The following is a 17,676-nucleotide window of genomic DNA, read 5'->3' as shown; positions in this document are numbered from 1 at the left end:
ATTCTTTTATTTTTAAAAAAGCAATAATGAATAAAAACCTCCGTTGAAATAGCTCTTTAAATCAACAAAGGTTTAAATTAATCTATATAAATAATAATAAACTAACTGCCATAACAACCATTCCTGCAATCAGACCATATATAGCCAAATGATGCTCCCCGTACTTTCTTGCTGTTGGCAATAATTCATCTAAAGATATAAAAACCATTATTCCAGCCACTGCTGATAATAATATTCCTAAAGTTATATCATTAAAAATATTTCTTAGTAAAGTATATCCTATTATCGCTCCTATTGGTTCTGACATACCTGATAAGAAAGAATATAAAAAAGCTTTCTTTTTATCTCCAGTAGCATAGAAAATAGGGACAGATACTGATATTCCTTCTGGTATGTTGTGAATTGCTATAGCAATAGTTATTGGAATTGCTAAGCTTGCTCCTTCTAGTGCAGAAACAAAGGTAGCTAATCCTTCTGGAAAATTGTGTATGGCTATAGCTAGAGCCGTAACTATTCCTGTTCTCATAAGAGTTTTATCTTTAATATCTACTTTTCCCTCTTTATTTTCACCATTATATTCCTCAATTTCATTTTCCACTTCTTCAACACTTCTAACCTCATGAGGATTTTCTTCTTCAGGTACAAATTTATCTATTAAAGCAATTATTGCTATACCAGCAAAGAATGAAATAACAGTAATCCAATTTCCTGCCTTAATACCCATAACCCCAACAAGGGATTCCTTAGCTGTTTGAAACATTTCTATCATTGAAACATAAATCATAACTCCAGCAGAAAAACCTAAACTTACACACAAAAACTTTTTATTAGTCTTCTTTGCAAAAAAAGCTATGCAACTTCCTATTCCAGTAGCTAATCCCGCTAATAAAGTTAATAGAAAAGCCATAAGTACATTATTCATATTATCTCCTCCTTTCATACTTACTCCGTAATCAATTGATAATTATTTTCAATTATAAACTATAACTCTGCATTTGTCCACTTATTTAATTGCTCTCTCCCATAAAACCTTATTTAAGATACTATATTCAAAAAAATAAAAAGAAGGAATTATATCTACTTTATAATAAAGTTTTGATAAAATTCCTTCTTTTATTATTTATACGTGAATTTTTCCACTGTCTTCTATTTCTTCTTCATCTATTTTTATACCTTTTTTGCTTAATCTCTTATTAGTAACACTTCCGAATACGCAGTATATAACAGCCGCTGTTGGAACTCCTACTAACATTCCAATAAATCCAAAGGCACTACCACCAATCATAATTGCAAGCATTACCCATAAGGATGATAATCCTACAGATCCTCCTACAACTCTTGGATAAATTAAATCTCCTTCAACTCTTTGAAGACAGAATATAAATACAATAAACCAAAATGCCTTAATAGGATTTATTATAAATATTAAGAAAAATGAAGGTATTGTTCCTATAAATGCTCCTAAAATAGGAATTAAGCTTGTTGTACCAACAAGAACACTTATTAAGAAAGCATATGGCATTCTTAATACTAACATACCTAAAAAGCATAAAGTACCTATTATCAGTGCTTCGGTACATTGGCCAATAATAAAGCCTGAAAATACTCTGTTGGTAGTTTGTCCAATTTCTAATATTTTATCTGCTATATCTCCTCTAAGATATGCATACATAACTTTCTTTATTTGACATATTAATTTTTCCTTACTTGAAAGCATGTATATAGCTAATACAAAAGCTAAACAAAAATCAATTATAGCTGTTGTTACATCTACTGTTAAGCCAACAAGGTAAGATGCAATTCCACCAAATAAATGAGTAACTGTTTTTAATATTTCTTGCCAAGTATTCATAACCTGATCCCAAACTTTACTTAAAAGTACTGTGGAATCAGCATAATTATTCATATTAACTTCAAAGGATTTTAAATAAGTAGGAATACTTTCTGTAAGTTTAACTACACTTGAAGTTAGTTGAGGAACAACAAATAAGATTATGGCACTTATGGCTCCAACTAAAACTATTATTGTTACTGTAATAGCTAAAGGTCTTTTTGCACTTCTAACCCATGATTTTTTGCTATTTTCTAAATTTCTAAATAACTTTCTCTCAAAAAACTTCATAGGTATATTTAATACAAAGGCTATTGCTATACCTAAAATTAATGGTTTAACAAGACTTGTAATATAACCTAGTCCCCCAAATACTGTAGAGTATTTCATAAATACAAAGTGTAAAATAATAGCATAAGTAACAACTATTAGGGCTCCTTTTAACTTTTTATCATTAAAAAACATATTTTCACTTCCTTATTTTAAGATATTTTTCATCTTTTCAAAAAAATAATTTTATTATTAATGAAAATAACTTATATCTACTTAAATATACCATATTGTTAACTTTTTGTTAATAATATTTTCTTTTATCCTTAATAGAATATGTACTTCTCTATTTTCCTGTATTTTTTAAATATGTTTTTATAAATAAATTTGGAAAATATGCAGCCATCTTCATATAAGTGTACATACTTCTTCCATATCTATTTGTTTTAATAGTTGCTTTTTTTAAGTACTTTTTAACATTTTTATTTTTAAGAACACTTAAAGTATCTTTCTTTGTTTCACTATTTAAATATCCTAATATTTGATACATAATATGCTCACAAGTAAATTCTTTTTCTATAGCTTCTTTAAGCTTTTTATCTAATTTATTTTCATCAATAAATTTAGCTACATCCTCCATTGATTCTACTACAGTTATATTCTTATATATGTCTGGATTATTAGTTAAAGAATCTCCCCTTTGACAATAAAATACTAAACTATCTTCTATTCCTCTAACCTTCTTTGAACTTAAAAGTGCTTTAAATATAAAATTTAAATCCTCTGCTCCATGAGCTCCTTCTAAAAATCTAAGTTTATTTTTATTTAAGAACTCCTTATTGTAGACAAGACTTCCAGTCCAAAGTCTTATTTTATTATCTTTATAAGCATTAAAGACTTCTTCCCCTGATTTTATTTTTCCAAACTCAAAGTTTTGAGCTATATTCACATTTACACTGTCATCCTCTTTGATTCTCTTATAATCAAAAAATACTATATCAGGTTCATTAAACATATTTCTTTCTAAAATCTGAACTAAATTATTCTCTGCAAAATCATCTGAATCTAAAAATAAGATATATTTTCCTCTTGAATAATTAATCCCAATATTTCTAGCAACACTCTGTCCCCTATTTTCTTCACATCTAATCACTCTATGATTTATTTTAAAGTTTTCTAAACAAGCTTCACTTACTTCACAGGTATTATCTGTTGAACCATCATCAACAACTATTACTTCAAAATTATTTGATGTTTGTCTTGATAAAAACATAAGATTTTTTTCAATATACTTTTCTGAATTATATGCAGGAATTACTATACTTAAAAACTTATCACTCATTAATGCCATCTCACTTCAACTCCATTATAGTTTTTAAATTAAGCTTATAAATAGTTTTAAAATTTAAAGTAAAATATTTCTTATTTTATTAGTAGCATAATCAATTGCAACTTCTGTATTTCCATTATTTTTTCCTCCACCTTGAGCTGCAAACTGATTTCCGCCACCTCTTCCATCAATTAAAGTTATGGTATCTTTTAATATATCACTCATATTAACTTTTTTCATATCTTTAGAACTATTAAAAATTAAATTTACTCTATCTCCATTTTTCACTGCAAATAAAACTATTGCTTCATATTCCTCAGTTATTTTATTAGCTAACTTTCCTATATGTTTTGTATCCTCACCATCAAAAATTTCATTAACTAAAGTTATACTTCCTATTCTTTCTGATTTATTTAACATCTCTTTTATCTTATAATCGCCTATTTCAGCTTTAACTTTTCTGTTTTCATCTACAAGATTTTTATTATTTTCTAAAAGATTCTTAACAGCGTTTAAAGTATCACCTTCTCCTGATTTTAAAAGCTTGCATATTTCTCCTAAAATTTCATCCTTAGTGAAAAAGTCAGATACAGCTCTATTTCCAGCTACATATTCTATTCTTGTAGCATTTTTATGCTTTTCCCATCTTCTTATCTTTATAACTTGAAGATCTCTAGTATTTCTTGGATGAACTCCACAACAAGCATTTAAATCTAATCCTACAATTTCAACAATTCTTATTTCTTCATCAGTTTTAGGCAATGCTCTTCTAGTTTTTACTTTCTTTAATTCTTTTTTGCTTGGAGCATAACTTTTTACTTCTAAGTTCTCAAAGATTAATCTATTTGCCTCTTTTTCAGCTTCTCTTATAGTTTTTTCATCTAAAAAACCTACAATATCAACTGTACTTATTTCTTTTCCTAAATGAAAACCACAAGTATTTGCACCAAATAAATCATAAAAACATCCAGAAAGTAAATGCTGTCCTAAATGCTGTTGCATTCCATCAAATCTTCTTTCCCAATCTAATTCACATTGTAGATTTTTCAATTTTTTAGGTTCTTTTTCAAGAACATGATATACTTTTCCTTCTTCTTCATAAACATCAAGGACTTTAATTCCATCAATAAGTCCTAAATCTCCCATCTGTCCTCCCCCTCCTGGGAAAAAGGCAGTTTGGTCTAAAAGAACATGGAATTTTCCATCAATTTCTTTAACCTCAATTATTTCTCCTTTAAACTCCTTTATATATTGATCTTCATAATAAAGTTTTGTCATTTTATATCAACACCTCAATTGTCTTCTTAATAATAAGAGCTTAAACTTAACTTTTATAAAAATTAGCTCTAAAATAAATTATATCATTTATTTATTAAATTAAAACTTATAAATATTTACTAAATTCAAACATCCAAACTAAAAAATTAATGATTATATTAATTCATAAAATTATGAAAAGCCAGAGAATTTTAAAAAACTCTCTGGCTATTTAATAAAATTATTTTAAATCTATTTTAATACTCTCACCATATGGCTCATAATTGCTTCTGTCTGAAAATACAACGGTATAATTATTTCCTACTAATTCTTCTTTGAAATCTATATAGAACTCATTTCCACTTACGTACTTAATATTATCTGTATATCCCCCTTCTTTATTTCCTATAGGTTCAATTTTCTCTCCAGTTTCATTATTTATAATATAACTAGGTGCTCCATATATTGAATACTTAGATTCATAATATAATCTTGTTCCCTTTTCAACACTTTCTATTTTTTTAATTTTAGAATAAATTTCTCCATTATCTAATCTAATCTCTGTTTCTCCATTTAAATTTAATTTTTCTTTAAATTCCTTAGGGAAAGTAACTTCATTAGAATCACCTTTCTTATTCATATCCTCTCTTTGAATATATGGAATTATAGTTAAACTCTTACTATCATCATAGACCTCTTTAAAATTATAACTTGTAAATAGCTTAGAATTTTCATTTTTTTCAATATCTCCAATTCCAGTACCACTTTTTGAATATAAGTATCTTCCTTTATCATCAAAAATAACAAAACTTAAGGTGCTATAATCATGTAAATCCCTTGTCTCTGTAACTTGCAGAACTGTATTTATAGGTGTTTGTATTAATTTATTTAATTCTACACCCTTTAATTCATCTCCTAAATTTATGTTAAGATTTTGTTCTTTTATATTTTCTCTAACTAACTCATCACTTATAGGTATATTAAAATTCCAATCTCCCTCTATCTTAACATCCTCTGTAATATTTCCTAAACTACTTATGTTTATGTTTAAATCAAAATTATTAGGAATTTTTATATCTTCTCCTAATATATTTTTCTTAAGCTCTCCTTTGGCAAACTCTTCATTAGCTATAGAGTAATCTTTAACACCAACATAGGTAAAGTCATCTACCTTTTCTCCTCTACCACCAAACCCAGAACTTATAAAATTATTATTTATTCCTAACTTAATATCTAATAAATCTAGTCCATCTTCTAAAGGCTTATCTGATTGAATAGTATAAAAAACCTCTAAATCTAAGGTATCATAAACAATTTTATTTATTGTAACTCTATACCCATTACTTTCTTTAGTAATATTTAAATCCGAAGCATATTTATCATAATTTTCATATATTCTGCTGTCAAATCTCTCAAATATTTTCCCTAAAATAGGGATGTTTTGTGCATATGTGGGCATTGTTACTCCAAAAATAATAGTTCCTGCTATACAAGCTGCACATATGCCTGAAGCTTTTTTATAATTTCTTTTTCTCTTTCCTAAATTATTTATGGTGTCATCTATCTTTTTATTAATTTCCTCTGGTACTTTCATATTTTCCATTTTTAATCTATTTCTAATATCTTTATCAAATAAATCATCATTATTTTTCATTAATTACCCCTCCATAAAATAAGTTGATTAAAATTTAGTCTAATCTATTAAATAGCTATTTTTAAATACAATTATGTTATATAAAATCTCTAAGCTTTTCTCTTGCCCTAGCCAGTCTTGATCTTACTGTTCCTTCAGCTATATTTAACATTTCTGATATCTCTTTAGTAGACATATCTTCAAAATAATATAATACTGTAGTTATTCTTAAATCCTCGCTTAATGAATTAACTACAGATGTTAACTCAATATTCCCATAGTCATCACTATAGGACTTTTCATTTTCTAACTTATCTAAAAATATGGTCTTTTTATTTCTTCTTAATATCAAATTACACTCATTTATTAAAATCCTTATTATCCAAGTTTTAAAGAATTCATCCTTTTTTAAAGTTCCTATCTTCTCATAAGATTTTATTATTGTATTATGAAGTGCATCTTCTATGTCTTCCTTGTTATTTAAAATTCCCCTAGCAACCCTATAGATACTTAATCTATTCTCATCTATAAGACTTAAAAAGGCATCCTTATCTCCTTTCTTTGCTTGAGAAACCATTGAAGTTTTTCTATGCTCTAAAAATGATAATAACTCCACAACTTTCCTCCTAAATTTTAATAACTTAGCTAAGCTTTATACTTATTAGATGGTTTAATTAATAAAAATGCTCCCTAAAAAAATAATTTTTTTATAATTTAAGAAACTTAACTCAATAAAAAAAGATAAAACTTATAAATATATTCTTAGAATTAATGAAATCTACTAAGAATTATAAGTTTTATCTTTATATTTTATTTTTTATATTATTTTATATATTCTAGTAATTTTGATCGTACTGAAGTCTATATCTAAACTTTTCTAATTTATAGTTTCCATTCTTATCTAGTTCTTTAAGATTATATTTATGATTAAATCCCATTTTCTTATAAAAATCACAGGCCATAGTTGATGATTTAACTTCAACTCTTCTTGCTCTTATATAATATTCATCCCTTTCTATGGTCTCTATAATTTTTTTGCCTATTCCCTTACCTTGAAATTCTGGTAAAACAAATATAGGTAATAATATACTTTCATCTTCTTCCCCTAAAAAACTAGCTATAGCTCCACAACCAACTATTTTATTTTTTAAAACTGCTACATACATATGTGAGTTTTTAGCCATATTCAAAATTTTATTTTCAGTATAGTTAGAAGCTAAATTTCTCATATCTTCTTTTGAATAACCTTTTATATTTGTATCTAAAAAATTTTTTTCAATAAGTTTAGAAACTTCTCCCCCTTCATTTTCTTCAAATCTTCGTATTTTTAAATCCTCCATTAAACAATTCACCTGACTTCCTAAATTAATAATTACCCTAAAATATATTAATTGAGTTTTTTAACTTATTTTAAAATTATACGTCTTTTAGATTTATTTTAATTTCAAACTGTTTTTAAAGTTAAGAAAACTCTCTATTAATACCCAATTTAATGTAAATTTATTACTTTTAGATAAATTTACGAACTTCTCTCTTATGATAAAATTTATTATACACCTTTTCTCTTTATTGTAAACATTATGAAACTAATAGTTTCATGCTACAAATTGAGTATTCATGCCAAATTCATTAACACATCTTATCAAAGATAATAATTTATTTATTTAAAGCTATAACCATAAAAATCTTTATAATATTTAAGCTTTAAATTTAACTGAATTGCTTTATTATTTATTCAAAATTTATTTACATTTTTAATATTTTCTTAATCTCCTAAGGAGATTTTTCTGTTAAAATTTATCAAAAGATAATTAAAAAGGAGGGTTCATTATGAAGGTTATAATTTTTTATGCAAAAACTGGTGGTGGACATTTATCTGCTTGTAAATCATTAGAGGAAAGTCTAAATTCACTGAATATACCTGTAGTAACTTTAGACTCTCTAGAATTTGCAGGTCATCTTGTATCTAAAGAAGTATGTTCTGCTTATACTTATATAGTTAAATCTGTTCCTGAACTTTTTGGTGCTCTTTATAATGCCGGCGAAAAAATTAGTGATCATAATAAAAAATCTATAATTTATAAATTAAATTCTTTTTATGCCGACAATATATTAACAGTCTTAGAGGAGGAACAACCTGATATAATAATCTCAACTCATATCTTTGCTACTCAAAGTATTAGTTATTTAAAGCAGAAAAACAAAATAAAAGCTTTAACAGCATCAATAGTAACTGATTATACTTGTGCACCATTTTGGGAAGAAACTGATTTAGATTATTATTTCTTACCACATAAAGATTTAATAAAAGAATTTGAAGATAAGGGCTTAGACTCTTCAAAACTAATAGCTTTTGGCTTACCTATTGATTCTAAATTTAAAGTAAAGACTCCTAAGGAAAAAGCTAAAGTTAGCTTAGGTCTTGAAAAAAATAAACCTCATATTTTAATAATGGGTGGAAGTATGGGAGCAGGCTCAGTTAAAGATACTACACTTTATATAAGTAAGCATCTTAAAGAATGTAATATAACTACTATATGTGGAAACAACAAAGAATTATTTAAAGAAATCTCTGAAATAGAAAAGTTAAATCCTAGAATTCACGCACTTCAATTTACTCATGAGATGAATGAACTTATGGATTCTGCAGATATATTAGTAACTAAACCAGGTGGCTTAACCTCTACAGAGGCTATGAATAAGTCACTTCCAATAGTAATGATTAATCCTATTCCAGGAGTTGAAAGCGCAAATTGTAACTTTTTTATGAAGCATAACTTAGGTGTTAAGTCTAACTCACTTCATGAAACTTTAAAAATTTGCGAAAAACTTATTTCTGATAAAAATTTCTATGAGAAAATCGTATCATCTCAAAAACTTAATTCTAATATAAATGCCGCAGAAGATATATGTAAATTTTTAATAACAAAATACCATGAAATTCAATACAACAGTGACAATAATAGTCTTTGACTCCTTGAAAAAATTATTGTAAACTTATAAATAAAATCTAAGAATACAGGTGATTCTATTGGCATTTATTATTTTAGGAATATATATTTTAATAAATATAGTTTTACTTCATGGAACAAAAAAAGCTAGAAAAGGCAAAAAGACCGTAACTATAAAAATAATGAGCCTTATTTCTATAATTATGTTTATATTGTCATTGCTAATACTTTTATTTGGTTGTATGTCTTATTTACATCATAAAAACATGCTAAATTTAATAATATCAATTATTTATTTATTTGTTTTAATTTTTATATCCTATAAATTATCATGTTTTTATATAACTGAAGATACTATAATCTATGGATATAATTGCTACAACTTTAAAGATATACAAAAAATAGAAATTGAAAAGGTTAAAAATAAATTTATTATAACAATATACATAAAGGGAGCAAATACATTATATTTTAAGCTAGATTATCTAAAGAAGAAAAAGCTTTTAAATGCTCTTCACGGTAAGGTTCTGTGTATAAATTTATAAACAAAAGACTATCTAAACACACTACAAATATTAATGTGTTTAGATAGTCTTTCTTATTAACTTACTCCTAAACTTAAATTATATAATTTTAATTTAGGCTCAACAAATCTTTCTTCCTTAAGATTATAATTGCAGAAATAATATAAAAATCTAGCTAACTGAATCTCTGCCATATTAAGTGCCTTAATAGCTGCTAAAGCTTGTTCTCTAGTATCATCCTTAAAGGCATCATGAATTAATTCTTTTGCATATTCTGAACTTTCATTACCTAAATATCTACAATAATCATCAAAATCAAGATTACTATTTTTATAATATATATCTAAAACCTTTTTCTTATCATCTTCATTGAAAACATTAATGCCTTCATCCTTTAGAATATAAGAAAAGATTTCACCTTTAGTAGGTACTCCTTTTAAAAGAATATTTTCATCTTTATCCTTATTTTTATCTAATAAAAGAGTTATATCTTCATCTCCCTTTATCCAAGCTTGTGCTAAGTTTTCAAACCTACGATGATTAGAAAAATTTCCTTTTCCTATTTTATTTATATCAAATCTTTTTAATACATTCATTATTTTTTCATTTGGGCTAGCAATGTGATGAGTAACATGATGTGGTTCACTCATATCAGCTAAATAGTGACAAGAATAACTTAAATACTTCATGCATTTTCTTCTCTTACCTTTATCTCTATACTTTAAGGCTTTTCGTCCGAAAAAAATAAATTTACACATTGCTGTTTTACCTTTTCCAATTCTTCCAAAGTAATTATCCTTATCTTCACCATGATAAAAATGAAAAGAAAATAAGGTTACTACTGACCTAAGCATTATATCTGGTTTTCTAGAATATGAGGGCCTAATCCATCCTAAGCTTTTACTGACATTGTAATTAAGTTCAAGTATATCCATACACCATTTAAGAGATTTAGAAAACCACTTATTATTTAAATACAAATTATTATCATTAATCACCATTCTATTTGCTTGTTCTAATAATACATCATGGGTATTAGATTTTTTAAAAGATTTTTTCATAACCTTTGGCATTTTCTTTAATATCTTTTTCATGTTATCCATGACCGTCGCCTCCCACCTAAATACAATTATAGCACCAGACATAGAAAATATTTAACGTTAAAAAAGGCAGTAAAAGCTAAATTTAAGCCTCTACTACCTATTAAAAAGATTTATCTATTTCCCTTGCATATTATTTCTTTCAACAAATCTTCTTATTCTCTTTATAGCCTCCATTATGTCTTCCATTGAAGCTGCGTAACAAGCTCTTATAAAACCTTCTCCACACTCTCCAAAAGCATTTCCTGGAACAGCTAGTACCTTCTCTTCAAGAAGAAGTTTTTCACAAAATTCATCTGAACTCATACCAGTTGACTTTATACATGGGAATACATATAAAGCTCCTAATGGTTCAAAACAATCTAATCCCATACTTCTAAATCCATCAACTAATACTCTTCTTCTTCTATTATATTCCCTTGCCATTTCAAAAACGCTCTCATCACCATTTTTAAGAGCCTCAATAGCAGCATACTGAGCCGTTGTTGGTGAACACATTATTGCATACTGATGTATCTTTTTCATAGCATCTATTAAAACTTTATGAGCACATACATATCCTAATCTCCATCCAGTCATAGCATAAGCTTTAGAGAATCCATTTATTACTATAGTTTTTTCCTTTACCTCCGGGAAACTAGCTATTGAAACATGGTCCTCATCATAGGATAATTCTGCATATATTTCATCAGAAATAATTATTACATCCCTATCCTTTAAAACATCCACAATCTTTTGAAGCTCTTCTCTATTCATTATTGCTCCAGTAGGATTATTAGGGAATGGAATTATTACCACCTTTGTTTTCTCAGTTATGGCCTCTTCTAAAAGTTCTGGAGTTAATTTAAAATCATCACAAGCTCTTAAATCTATTGTCTTGGCAGTTGCTCCTGTAAATGCTGTACATCCCTTATAAGCAACAAAGCTTGGCTCAGGTATTATAACCTCATCTCCAGGACCTACTAAAGCTCTAAGTGCTAAATCTATCCCTTCACTTCCCCCAACAGTAACAAGTATTTCATCCTTTGGATTATATCTAAGAGAAAATCTTCTATTTAAATACTTTGATATCTCTTCTCTTAATTCTATAAATCCTGCATTTGATGAATAGTGAGTATGTCCTTGCTCTAGAGAATAAATCCCAGCCTCTCTAACATTCCATGGAGTTACAAAATCAGGCTCCCCAACCCCTAAAGAAATAACATCCTCCATTTCATTTATTAAATCAAAATATTTTCTAATGCCTGAAGGTGGCATATTTTTCACATTATCTAATATCATATTCTCTAGTATCATATAAATAACATCTCCCTATCATCTGTTTTCTTTTCTCTAAATATTGTTCCATGATCTTTGTATTTTTTAAGTACAAAGTGAGTTGCTGTTCCTGTTACATATTCTTGAATTGAAAGTTTATCTGAAACAAACATTGCTACTTCTTTCATTGTTTTTCCTTCTACAATAACAGTTAAGTCAAATCCACCTGAAGACATTAAATAACAAGCTTTAACCTGTGGAAACTTATATATTCTCTCTGCAACCTTATCAAAACCAACACCTCTTTGAGGAGTTATTTGTACTTCTATCAAGGCTGTAACTGTCTCTCTTCCTGTATTTTCCCAATTTATAAGAGTAGTGTAACCAGCGATTATGCTTCTTTCTTCATAATCTCTTATGGCCTCTCTAACCTCTTCCACTGTTTTCCCTGTCATAACTGCAATTTCTTGATCTGTATACCTACTGTTTTTTTCTAAAACTTCTAAAATTTCTTCCATGACACATTGGCCCCCTTTGTTATTGCTTATTTTCTATTTAAATTGTTTGATTGTGTTTAAGCATATTAATAATAAAAAAGTTCCTTCATCCCTAAAAAGGGACGAAGGAACTACTTCGCGGTACCACCCTAATAAGTAAAATTACTTTTACTCACCTCAGTTAGAAATCTTTAATAGTATGGCTGAAATTTAATAAATTTATTCCTTACTTATTACTCAATTTCTATCCTCTTTAACGGGAGGAAATCGTCTTAATCTAATTAAAAGTTATGTACATCTTAATTTTAAAACATACTTACTAAAATACTCTATTTAACCTTTAGTTCTCAACAAGAAACTCCGAGACTGCTTCAATTAAGCTTTCTTACTAAATCTCACCAAACTTTAGCTCTCTGAAAAGTCCACCTAATTTACTCTTTCTCTTCACTGTTTTTCATGATTTTTTCGTTTTTTATAATTATATACACAAATTTTAATAAATTCAATATTTTTTTATAAAAATTAATGCAAATTTGTTTTTTTATATAAAAATAGGGCTGTATCAAAATAACTTTTAATAAAGCTTACAAACATATTCCGAGAATTACTAGATTTCACTAAGAATTTATAATTATTACTTCGAAGATATCACTAAAGCTTCGAAACTTGCTACGCTTCGAACAGTCTCAGCTTTTTTACGTGATATCTTCTACGTAATAATTTAAATTCTAAAGTTCATCTAGATATTCTCTTCATACTGTTTATAAGCTTTATTATTATGTTTTGATACACGCCCATGCAACAAACTAATTTACATGATTAATACTTAAAGTTTTGTTGTATTTATATGTTTTAATTTCATTTCCATCTAAGTTTTCTTTATTCATGTCTATTGCATTAATTTGATTATTTTCATAGGTATTATAATAATAAATTCCTTTTTCTAAGCACATGCAACTTGTATATTGAGTAAGATCACTTTTTTCTTCTACAGTTCTAGTTGATCCTCTTACCATAGCAACATTATTTAATATATGGAAAAATTCAATTAAGTCTATTGAATCTTTATCATTTTTTATCATTGCATCTCTTAAAAATGCTACTCTTATAAATCTAGATGCAGGTGTAAAGTCCCCTGGTAATCCTACTAAACCAGTTCCTTGACCTAGAGCAGTTAAAGATTGATCTCCTAACTTAAATTCTGGAACTTGATTATATCTCAAACCTACATATTGATTTAAATTTGCTACATGCCAATCAAAAGTAGGTGAATTAGTTAATACTCCAATATTATTATCAAAGACATTTAATTTTTCCTTTGTTTGTTCAACTACAATAGACTTTCCTGTTATATCGCTTATCATCCAATGAAGAGTTGTATTAGGAATATTTTCGCTAATAGGTATATCCACTATATTAGCATTTTTTAATGCTTCCTTTACCTCTTCTACCGAGCTAAAATTAGCTAAAACCCATAATAAGAAATTATATACTGGAATATTAGTTTTACCTTCTATATCTTCTTTAGAATAGCTAACATAAACAGGGAAATTTAAGCCAGCACATCCTAATCCCTTTTCATTCATACCATCTGCAAAGGTAGGATAATCATCAAAAATAGTTCCCATTCCAAGAACAGCATATTTTGTTGTTAATTCTTTTTTGTTTGATTTGTTTACACATTTAAAGTTTCTAGGAATAAATATAATAGATTGATTAAATGAATATTCAATATCCATATTTCTTCCAAATAAATGCAATCCATCTTTTGTTTCTAAGGCTAATCCTGTACACATAAAAACTCACTCCTCATTAGATTTTATATAAGTAAATAATACTATATTTATTTTCAAATTTACATTATACTCAATTATTATATTTCCAAGAATTTATGTTTTTTATTAAAAATTTTATTCTTTACCTCTTATAATTTTTATTAATGAAGCCTTTTTACCATAATGTAAAGTTCCTTTTTTATATAATTTACTACTAAAGAATCCAACTAAAATTATGAATCCAACATTAATAATAGTAGTTATTAAAATTTCCATAAAAGTAACTTTTGATAAAACTATTCTCTCAAACATTATTAAAGGAGAAGCAAATGGTATATAACTAAATACTTTAGCTAAGGTTGATTCAATATTAAACATACAGTTCATTGCAAGTAAGAAGACTCCAACAAAGACTAAGGTAATTGCTCCCATTGATGAATTGACATCTTGAGAACTTGTAGCTAAGGAAGCCACTGCTGCATAAAGCATTGAGAATGTTAAATATCCTAAAAGGAAATAGGCAACAAACGCAAATATTATACTAGCATTTAAATTTAATGAACTTAAAACTTCTAAACTTGTACCTGAAGTTTTAAGCATTATTAAGCCAGAGCCTAGGATTACTGCTATCTGTGTAAGCCCTACAGCACAAATTCCTAATACCTTACCAAAGAAAAGTTCCATTGGTTTAGCCATAGTTATTAAGGTTTCCATTATTCTATTACTCTTTTCTTCTATAACTGAATTAGCAACCATAGAACCAAAAGTAAGAGTTATTATATAAATTCCAAAAACAAGAGCATAAACTAAAGCCATTCTTTCATGTGAAGCATTTCCTGTTTGAACCACATCAAGCTGAGCTGGAGTCATTATATTAGCATACTCTTCTGGTGTTATATTAAACTTCTCCATTGAAAATACAAATTTAGTGTCATTTAAAATTGTATTTACTTTCTTCATTAAAGAATCTCCAGGTAGTTCATTAACATATAATTTTCCTGACACCTCTTTACCTGTTGAAACTTCAAGCAAAGCTTTATAATCTGACTTTCCATTTTCTATTTCCTTTTTAACCTTATTAGTTTCTTCTGAATCTTTGCTTAAAACAACTTTAAAATCATCATCATTTAAACTTTCTAAAGTATTAGAGTCAAAAAATTTATTATTAGCTTCTGTGCTTACCATTATTAAATCTTTAGAGCCTTCCCTATTAAAGAGCCCTACTATTTTATCCATATTAAAGAATCCTAGCATTACAATTAAAGTAATTATTGTTGATATTATAAGAGCTTTATTTCTAATAGTCTCTTTATAGGTAAAAGTAAAAATACTCCAAAACTTTTTCATACTAATCACCTAACCTTTCTATGAAAATATCATTTAAGGATGGTCTTTCAAAATAAAATCCCCTTATATCTAAATCTGTGTTAGTGATTTTTCTTAAAAGTTCTTTTCCTTTTTCTAAATCTTTAAGATTTACTCTATAACTTCCCTTTTTAAATTCTAAAGCTTCAAAACCTAATTCTTTTAAGAAATCTTGTACTTTTTCTTCTCCTTCAACTACAAGACCTTTAATTCCATAATCTTCTTTAATCTTATCAAGATTTCCTTGAAGCATGGTTTCTCCTTTTTTAAGCATTATTATATCATCACAAAATTCTTCCACATCAGCCATTCTGTGACTACTAAAAATTAATGTTTTGCCTTTAGCTAATAGTTCTCTTATTACAGTTTTAAATAATTCCACATTTACAGGGTCTAGTCCACTAAATGGCTCATCTAAAATTATAACTTCTGGATCATGCATTACTGCAACTATTAACTGTATTTTTTGTTTATTACCTTTTGATAGAGTTTCAACCTTTTTATTTAGATACTCACTTATTTCAAACTTTTCAAGCCAATACTCTATGCTATTTAATGCCTCTTTTTTCTTCATTCCATAAAGAGAAGCAAAATGCATAAGTTGACTCTTAACTGTGTATTTAAGATATAATCCTCTCTCCTCTGGTAAATATCCAAAAGCATTTTCATCAAAGCTTAGCTTCTTATTATCCACTAAAACCTTTCCCGTATCACTTGGTAATATTCCAAGTAATATTCTTATTGCAGTGGTTTTTCCTGCTCCATTTCTTCCTAATAACCCTAAAGCCTTTCCTTTTTCAATGACAAAGCTTAAATCTTTTAAAGCTTGTACCTCTCCAAAGGTTTTGCTTATATTTTGAGCCTCAACTCTCACTAAAAATCCCCCTTTTCATTTTGATAAACATGTTAAAATTTACTGTTACATAAAATATTACCATTTTTCACACTATTTTTAAACATATTAAATAATATAGGACTAAAGTATTACTTTTTAACTACTTAATAAATTTTTGTTTCTTCATTGGTATTTTTATTAACAACAAAAAGCTCAAAATTATTAAAATCAATTGAATCTACATCATATAATAAGTCAACTACAAAAAATTCTACAAGCTTAGTATCCTTATTTATTTTATTCCATTCAATAACAGCTTCTACAGCCTTCCCATCAAGCCCCATAATCTTTCTTATTTCATATGTTTTATTAAAATCATTTGATTTTAATTTAACACTATAATTTTCATGAAAATTTTCTATCTCTTCATCTTCTAAGTTTTCAGTAAATAAATTTAAAATAGATCCAAATTCAAAATTTCCTAAATTACTAACAGTTAAATTTATATCATCTATTTTAATTTTTTTTTTAAACGTATATAATTTTCATTACTTAAATTAACAACTCCTTCTTTTTTAATCTCCTTAGTTCCATCAATATACTTTCCAGCTAAGGCATGTCTAATTTTCACTTTTTCTAAGGGCTTTTCTATTGCAGCAACAAAATCTATACTTATTTCTTCTTTAATTTTATTATCAATTACTTTTGATGAAATAATATGTGGTCCAAAACTAAACGCACTATCATATTTAATTATGAATGTAGATAAATTTGCTTCATTTTCCCCTATATAAGACCCATCTTTTCTCCTTATCTTATATTTAGTCAACAAATAATTATCATAAAGCTTAGAATACTCAATTTCAATGTTGTAATTATCAACCTCAAACTCATAAGGAAAACTTATAGTTTCATTTTCTTCAACTAAATCAGTAGAACTAATTCCCACAAATATAATTCCAATAATCACAAATATCCAAATTACTTTTTTATTAATTTTAACCATTTTTAACCTCCTTTTTTCTATTTTAGCATCCTAATAAAACCCATA

Annotated in this window: 17 protein-coding genes and 1 other annotated feature; of the genes, 2 read left to right on the top strand and 15 right to left on the bottom strand. The window is 27.1% G+C overall.

Going from position 1 to position 17,676, the window contains the following annotated elements; translation table 11 throughout:
- Positions 1 to 82 precede the first annotated feature (82 nt).
- From zupT to CPF_RS03535, 7 genes are all read right to left on the bottom strand, one after another.
- Positions 83 to 922 (bottom strand): zinc transporter ZupT, encoded by an 840-nt coding sequence (gene zupT, locus CPF_RS03565; RefSeq protein ID WP_003456958.1) that lies wholly within the window; start codon positions 920 to 922, stop codon positions 83 to 85.
- 198 nt (positions 923 to 1,120) lie between these two features.
- A complete protein-coding gene (locus tag CPF_RS03560) occupies positions 1,121 to 2,296 on the bottom strand; it encodes an AI-2E family transporter (RefSeq protein WP_003453008.1) in 1,176 nt (391 codons plus the stop codon).
- Positions 2,297 to 2,447: 151 nt separating this feature from the next.
- Complete coding sequence (locus CPF_RS03555) at positions 2,448 to 3,452, bottom strand: glycosyltransferase family 2 protein (RefSeq protein WP_003457045.1); 1,005 nt, start codon at positions 3,450 to 3,452, stop codon at positions 2,448 to 2,450.
- Between the two features lie 54 nt (positions 3,453 to 3,506).
- Positions 3,507 to 4,709 (bottom strand): alanyl-tRNA editing protein, encoded by a 1,203-nt coding sequence (locus CPF_RS03550; RefSeq protein WP_004458224.1) that lies wholly within the window; start codon positions 4,707 to 4,709, stop codon positions 3,507 to 3,509.
- A 220-nt stretch (positions 4,710 to 4,929) separates the two neighbouring features.
- Positions 4,930 to 6,342: a DUF4179 domain-containing protein gene (locus tag CPF_RS03545; RefSeq protein WP_011590326.1), complete on the bottom strand. Its 1,413-nt coding sequence runs from the start codon at positions 6,340 to 6,342 to the stop codon at positions 4,930 to 4,932.
- Positions 6,343 to 6,418: 76 nt separating this feature from the next.
- Positions 6,419 to 6,937: an RNA polymerase sigma factor gene (locus CPF_RS03540; RefSeq protein ID WP_041702629.1), complete on the bottom strand. Its 519-nt coding sequence runs from the start codon at positions 6,935 to 6,937 to the stop codon at positions 6,419 to 6,421.
- 220 nt (positions 6,938 to 7,157) lie between these two features.
- Entirely contained in the window at positions 7,158 to 7,661 is a 504-nt protein-coding gene (locus CPF_RS03535) for a GNAT family N-acetyltransferase (protein ID WP_011590324.1), read from the bottom strand.
- A 490-nt stretch (positions 7,662 to 8,151) separates the two neighbouring features.
- Between CPF_RS03535 and CPF_RS03530 the strand changes: the two genes are divergently transcribed.
- Positions 8,152 to 9,294 (top strand): MGDG synthase family glycosyltransferase, encoded by a 1,143-nt coding sequence (locus CPF_RS03530; RefSeq protein WP_011590323.1) that lies wholly within the window; start codon positions 8,152 to 8,154, stop codon positions 9,292 to 9,294.
- A gap of 49 nt (positions 9,295 to 9,343) precedes the next feature.
- Positions 9,344 to 9,817, top strand: a complete 474-nt coding sequence (locus tag CPF_RS03525; RefSeq protein ID WP_011590322.1) for a hypothetical protein — start codon at positions 9,344 to 9,346, stop codon at positions 9,815 to 9,817.
- A gap of 56 nt (positions 9,818 to 9,873) precedes the next feature.
- On the opposite strand, the gene CPF_RS03520 is transcribed toward CPF_RS03525, so the two are convergent.
- The 8 genes from CPF_RS03520 to CPF_RS03485 all read right to left on the bottom strand — a co-directional run bounded on the left by CPF_RS03520 (position 9,874) and on the right by CPF_RS03485 (position 17,631).
- Positions 9,874 to 10,899, bottom strand: a complete 1,026-nt coding sequence (locus CPF_RS03520; protein WP_003471891.1) for a phospholipase C — start codon at positions 10,897 to 10,899, stop codon at positions 9,874 to 9,876.
- 114 nt (positions 10,900 to 11,013) lie between these two features.
- Complete coding sequence (locus CPF_RS03515; protein WP_003471875.1) at positions 11,014 to 12,192, bottom strand: aminotransferase class I/II-fold pyridoxal phosphate-dependent enzyme; 1,179 nt, start codon at positions 12,190 to 12,192, stop codon at positions 11,014 to 11,016.
- Entirely contained in the window at positions 12,189 to 12,671 is a 483-nt protein-coding gene (locus CPF_RS03510; RefSeq protein WP_003453052.1) for an Lrp/AsnC family transcriptional regulator, read from the bottom strand. Before CPF_RS03510 ends, CPF_RS03515 begins: the two co-directional genes overlap by 4 nt.
- A 94-nt stretch (positions 12,672 to 12,765) precedes the next feature.
- Positions 12,766 to 13,107 (bottom strand) — a binding site (T-box leader).
- 349 nt (positions 13,108 to 13,456) lie between these two features.
- Complete coding sequence (bsh, locus tag CPF_RS03505) at positions 13,457 to 14,446, bottom strand: choloylglycine hydrolase (protein WP_003461725.1); 990 nt, start codon at positions 14,444 to 14,446, stop codon at positions 13,457 to 13,459.
- A gap of 114 nt (positions 14,447 to 14,560) precedes the next feature.
- Positions 14,561 to 15,772 (bottom strand): ABC transporter permease, encoded by a 1,212-nt coding sequence (locus tag CPF_RS03500; protein WP_011590321.1) that lies wholly within the window; start codon positions 15,770 to 15,772, stop codon positions 14,561 to 14,563.
- Between the two features lies 1 nt (position 15,773).
- Positions 15,774 to 16,664, bottom strand: coding sequence for an ABC transporter ATP-binding protein (locus CPF_RS03495; protein ID WP_011590320.1), 891 nt, complete (start codon positions 16,662 to 16,664; stop codon positions 15,774 to 15,776).
- A gap of 125 nt (positions 16,665 to 16,789) precedes the next feature.
- On the bottom strand, positions 16,790 to 16,969 hold the full coding sequence (locus tag CPF_RS03490; protein WP_011590319.1) for a hypothetical protein: 180 nt from the start codon (positions 16,967 to 16,969) through the stop codon (positions 16,790 to 16,792).
- Between the two features lie 167 nt (positions 16,970 to 17,136).
- Positions 17,137 to 17,631: a hypothetical protein gene (locus CPF_RS03485; protein WP_011590318.1), complete on the bottom strand. Its 495-nt coding sequence runs from the start codon at positions 17,629 to 17,631 to the stop codon at positions 17,137 to 17,139.
- Positions 17,632 to 17,676: the final 45 nt, after the last annotated feature.

Source organism: Clostridium perfringens ATCC 13124 (assembly GCF_000013285.1).
Taxonomy (GTDB): domain Bacteria; phylum Bacillota; class Clostridia; order Clostridiales; family Clostridiaceae; genus Sarcina; species Sarcina perfringens.
The sequence above is the reverse complement of the archived record's forward strand: the minus strand, read 5'-3'. Positions and strand labels throughout refer to the sequence as shown.